Origin of the sequence: Micromonospora maritima (assembly GCF_902825405.1) — a bacterium.
Lineage (GTDB): Bacteria > Actinomycetota > Actinomycetes > Mycobacteriales > Micromonosporaceae > Micromonospora > Micromonospora maritima.
Genome location: NZ_CADEAU010000454.1, coordinates 1 through 4310, shown reverse-complemented (window position 1 = coordinate 4310; position 4310 = coordinate 1). Strand labels below are relative to the sequence as shown.

The window sequence follows — 4310 nt, the reverse complement described above, 5'->3', positions numbered from 1 at the left end:
GGACGCCGGCGGGCCCCGCGCCCGTCCCCTCAGCCGACCCTGGCGACCGGCCGCGCCGCGCCGTCCAGGGCGGCCAGGCCGGCATCCCAGGGAAAGGCGTCCAGGTGCCGCTCACCGGTCCCCGGCGGGTGCAGGCGGACGACGTGCTCACCGAAGACCACCCGGACGCCCCACTCGCCGAGCCGGGCCAGGCTGGCCCGGAACGCCGGGTGCCCGGCCATCGCCTCGTTGGTGTACGGGACGGCCGCGATCGGCACGCCCAGGCCCTGCGCCTCGACCAGCAGGCCGAGCGCCAGGGTGTCGGTGATCCCCACCGCCCACTTGTTGACCGTGTTGACGGTCGCCGGGCAGACCAGTATCGCGTCGGCCGGGGGCAGCACGTCCGGGTCGCCCGGGTTCTTGTAGTGCGTCCGGACCGGGTGGCCGGTCTGCCGGGCCAGCGCCGCCCGGTCGACGAACTTCGCGCCGTCCGGGGTGGTGACCACGCAGACCGTCCAGCCGTCCGACTGGGCGAGGTCGACCAGCCGGCCGACGTGACGGGCCAGCGGCGAACCGCAGGCGATGACGTAGAGCACCCGGCGGTGCCCGTCGGTGGTGTGCGGACCGCTCATCCGGCCCGACCCGCGCTCATACTCCTACTCCCATGTGCTCAGCCAACTCCGCGATCGGCGGAGGCGGCGCACCCCGTGTGCGACGGAGCACGTCCGACATCACCTCGTGGGCGATGGGCCGGCAACGGATCTCGGAGGGCGCGAGCCGGTCGCCCCGCAGCAGCATGTCGCCGGCGTTGGCGACGTCGCCGATCTGGGCGTAGCCCCGGGCCAGGTCGAGCAGGTGGTGGGCGCGGCGTTCGGGCAGCAGCGCGTTGAACGCGGGCTCGGCCAGCCGGTGGTGCGTCTCCACGGCCCGGCCGCCGTCGCCCAGTTCGACGGCCGCGGCCGCCCGGTGCAGCTCCAGGTTGGTCGGGCCGAACGAGGTCCAGTAGTGGTTGTGGTCGGCGCCGAGCAGGGTGGCCGCCTCCGACGCGCCGGTGAGCAGGTCGTCCACCGTCGCCGAGTCGCCGATCCGGGCGGCGGCCATCGCGCCCTGGAGCAGCAGCATGCCGTAGACGGAGAGACGCTCCGGCCGGATGTCGTTGTCGCCGCCGGGGGCGAGGCGGTTGGCGATCCGCACGTTGAGTTCGAGCGCCGGGCGGGGGCGGCCCATCGCGACGAGGGCGTTGCAGACCCGGGTGGTGGCGATACCGGCCAGCAGCGGGTCGTCGGCGCGCTGGGCGACCGCCATGGACCGGTCGGCGGCCAGCCAGGCCAGGTCGCACTCGCCGAGCTTGCGCAGCACCGAGGAGGCGATCTGGTAGACCTGCCCGAGCAGGTGGGCGGCCTCCCGGGCCTGGTCGTCGCCGCCGTAGCCGGCGTCGGCCGCCTGGGCGTCGCGCAGCAGCTTGGGCAGCGCGCGGGTGAGCATGCCGTAGCGGCCGTACTGGTACGTGAGCCAGGCGTGGTTGACCGCCTTGCGCATGTCGTCCAGCGGCGGCGGGTAGGGCGCGGCGTCGAAGTAGGCGCTCATCGAGTCGTACCGCTCCAGCGCGGTGCGGATCTCCTCGACCTCGACCTGGTCGATGCAGTTGAGCGCGTCGGTGCGCCGCTCCGGGTCCTTGCCGTGCAACAGTTGCACGTCGATCTGGAGGATGTCGGCGATCTCGTAGAGCACCGAGAACTTGTCCAGCCGGCGGACGCCGCGCTCCACCTTGTCCACCCAGCTCTTGGACTTGCCGAGCCGGTCGGCGAAGACCTGCTGGGACATCTTGCGGCGGCTCCGCCAGTACGCCACCCGCCGGCCTATGGGTAGTTCGTCCATCCCTGCTCCCTCCCCCTCACGGCGCCGGCCGGTCCCCCCACGTCCATCAGGTTTGCCCTGGTCGCACAGGTTGTACGTCAGCCGTCCAGCCAGTTCTCGTAGTTTTCGTGCAAGTTGCACCAACCGTTTCGTCAGCTCAACGAGCGTGGGTTACGGCAGTGACGGCTTTCGACGTGTGGCAAGTGGACGGTTCGGCGGGGCGAGAGGGGATGGCACACATGTGGGGGAACGTCCGACCGCGCGTCGCTCACCTGTCGCCGCTGGAGCGGGTCCGGCTGCGCCGGGTCGCCGTCCGGTACGCGCTGCACGGTTGGCCGGTCACCCCGGGCGCCTGCCTGGCCAACAGCCGCTTCGTCTGCGGGCGGGCCGGCTGTCCCACCGTGGGCTGCCACCCCGCGCTGGAGGACTGGGAGCGCGCGGCCAGCGCCGACCCGGCCCGGGTGGCCACCTGGTGGCGGGACCGCCCGCACGGGGTGCTGCTGCCCACCGGACACGCGTTCGACGTGCTGGAGGTCGCCGCCCACCTCGGCCGGCGGGTGCTGGACACGGTCGCCACCCATCCGGCGGGCTTCGGCGTACGAGGGCCGGTGCTGGTCACCCCGACCGGCCGCTGGATGTTCCTGGTCCGCCCCGGTGACCCGCTGCGACCGGAGCTGGAGCACTGCTTCCACGTGGTGCGGCACGGCCCCGGCTCGTGGATCCCGGCGCCGCCGACCCGGCTGCCGGAGGGGACCGTGCGCTGGGCCGTCGCACCGGAGCAGGCCCGGTGGCAGCTCCCCGACTCCTACCTGATGCAGAACGCGCTGATCGCCGCGTTACGGGCGGCCGGGGTCACGCTCACCCCGGACCTGCTCCCCGGTCAGCTGCCCCTCCCCCGCCGGGGCCGCTGACCCGGGACAACTGCCCGACAGCGACCTCCCCGGCACCGCACTCGTTGTGCCTGCCGAGGGCGCGCACGCGCCAGAGCGGGGGTTTGACGATGTCCAGGGACGACGCGGCCCGCCACACCGGCGGCACCGAACCACCGCGGCACCGCCGCCGCCCGCACCCGTGGGCCTTCACCCGCCCGCGCGGCGCCCGCCCCGGCCGCCCCCGCCCTCCGGGCTCCCGCCCCGCCATCCTCCACCGCCCCCTCCGCTGACCGTCGGCCCCGGTCCCACCCCGTCGATCATGAGGTTGGCGGGCGGGCGCCCGGCGTGTCGCGCCGTCAACTTCATGATCGCCGGGGTCGGCGGGCTCGGCGGAGGGCGGGGGTCAGGGGGCCACTGGGAGGGTGCGGGAGTGCTGGAGGCGGGCGGTGTCGGTGACCACGGCGTGCTGCCAGGGTGTCGGCAGTCGGTCCAGCCAGGCGATGCCGGGTTCGCCCATGGCGACCGCGGCGGTGGCGTAGGCGTCCGCCAGGCCCAGGTCGGGTCCGACCACGGTGACCGAGCGCAGTCCGGCCGCCGGTGTCCCCCGGCGCGGGTCGACCACGTGGTGACCGCGCTCGTAGACCCCCGACGTGGCGACCGCCAGGTCGGTGCCGGTCAGCACCAGGCAGGTGGCCGCCGGGTCCCAGGGATGCCGCACCCCGATCCGCCACGGCTCTCCGGTGGCCGTGTGGCCGCGTACCCGCACGTCGCCACCGGCGTTCACGCAGTGGTTCGGTGCCCCGGCGGCCAGCAGCCGGTCGGACGCCACCTGCGCCGCCCAGCCCTTGACGTAGCCGGACGGGTCCAGCCGCCCGGTCGCGTACGCGTCGAAGAAGCCGTCCGTGGCCGTCCACAGGTCGGCGCAGCGCTCCAGCACGGCCCGCAGGTGCGGGGAGGCGTCGGCCAGCGCCAACTCCCCCCGGTCCAGCCGGCACACCTCGCTGTCGTCCCGGTACGTGCTGAACCGCGCGTCCACCTCGCGCAGCCAGTCGAACGTCTCCTCGGCCAGCTCGTGCAGGACGGCGGCGGGCCTGTCGTCGGCCAGGTCGAGGCTGATCGCCGTACCCATGATCTGCTCGACCCGGCGCAGCCCGGGTCGACCGGCGGCGGCCAAGCCTAGGCCTTGTCGATCGCGGCCTGCAGCGACTGCTTGTACGCGGTGCTGGTGTAGGTGGCCCCGGAGACGGTGTTCAGGTTGGCGCTCTGCTTGGCCACCACCTCGCCCGAGCTGCCGCTGTAGCGGGCCTGCACGTCGTCGGCGCGCTGTCCCTCCTGACCCCCGACCGGCATGTCCAGCCCGGTGGCGTCGACGATCCGGCTGCCGCTCAGCGTGATCTGCACGCGCAACGACCCGTACCGGTAGGTGACGGTCGGGCCGGTGACCGTGCGCGTGGTGGGCGCAGGCGCCTTGGTGGTGGTCCTCGGCGCGGACGGGGCGCTGCTGGTCCGGGTGCCGCCCCCGCCGGCCGGCTTCCGGTCGGCGGAGGGCTTGGCGCTGGGCTTCGCCGACGCGCTCGGCGCGGCCGAGGGCGTGACCGCGCC

General features: G+C 74.5%; 5 protein-coding genes. 1 reads left to right on the top strand and 4 read right to left on the bottom strand.

The window, feature by feature from the left end:
• Positions 1-29: 29 nt before the first annotated feature.
• Together HUW36_RS26925 and HUW36_RS26920 are read right to left on the bottom strand one after the other, a co-directional pair.
• Entirely contained in the window at positions 30-611 is a 582-nt protein-coding gene (locus HUW36_RS26925; protein WP_174530703.1) for a flavoprotein, read from the bottom strand.
• A gap of 16 nt (positions 612-627) precedes the next feature.
• Complete coding sequence (locus HUW36_RS26920) at positions 628-1857, bottom strand: helix-turn-helix domain-containing protein (RefSeq protein ID WP_174530702.1); 1230 nt, start codon at positions 1855-1857, stop codon at positions 628-630.
• Positions 1858-2066: 209 nt separating this feature from the next.
• Here HUW36_RS26920 and HUW36_RS26915 point away from each other — a divergent pair, with 209 nt between their 5' ends.
• Entirely contained in the window at positions 2067-2747 is a 681-nt protein-coding gene (locus tag HUW36_RS26915) for a bifunctional DNA primase/polymerase (protein ID WP_174530701.1), read from the top strand.
• A 364-nt stretch (positions 2748-3111) separates the two neighbouring features.
• Here the strand turns inward: HUW36_RS26915 and HUW36_RS26910 are convergent, their stop codons facing one another.
• Together HUW36_RS26910 and HUW36_RS34655 are read right to left on the bottom strand one after the other, a co-directional pair.
• Positions 3112-3837: an FAD:protein FMN transferase gene (locus HUW36_RS26910; RefSeq protein WP_174530704.1), complete on the bottom strand. Its 726-nt coding sequence runs from the start codon at positions 3835-3837 to the stop codon at positions 3112-3114.
• Positions 3838-3884: 47 nt separating this feature from the next.
• On the bottom strand, positions 3885-4109 hold the full coding sequence (locus HUW36_RS34655; RefSeq protein WP_246248339.1) for an FMN-binding protein: 225 nt from the start codon (positions 4107-4109) through the stop codon (positions 3885-3887).
• Between the last annotated feature and the right edge of the window lie 201 nt (positions 4110-4310).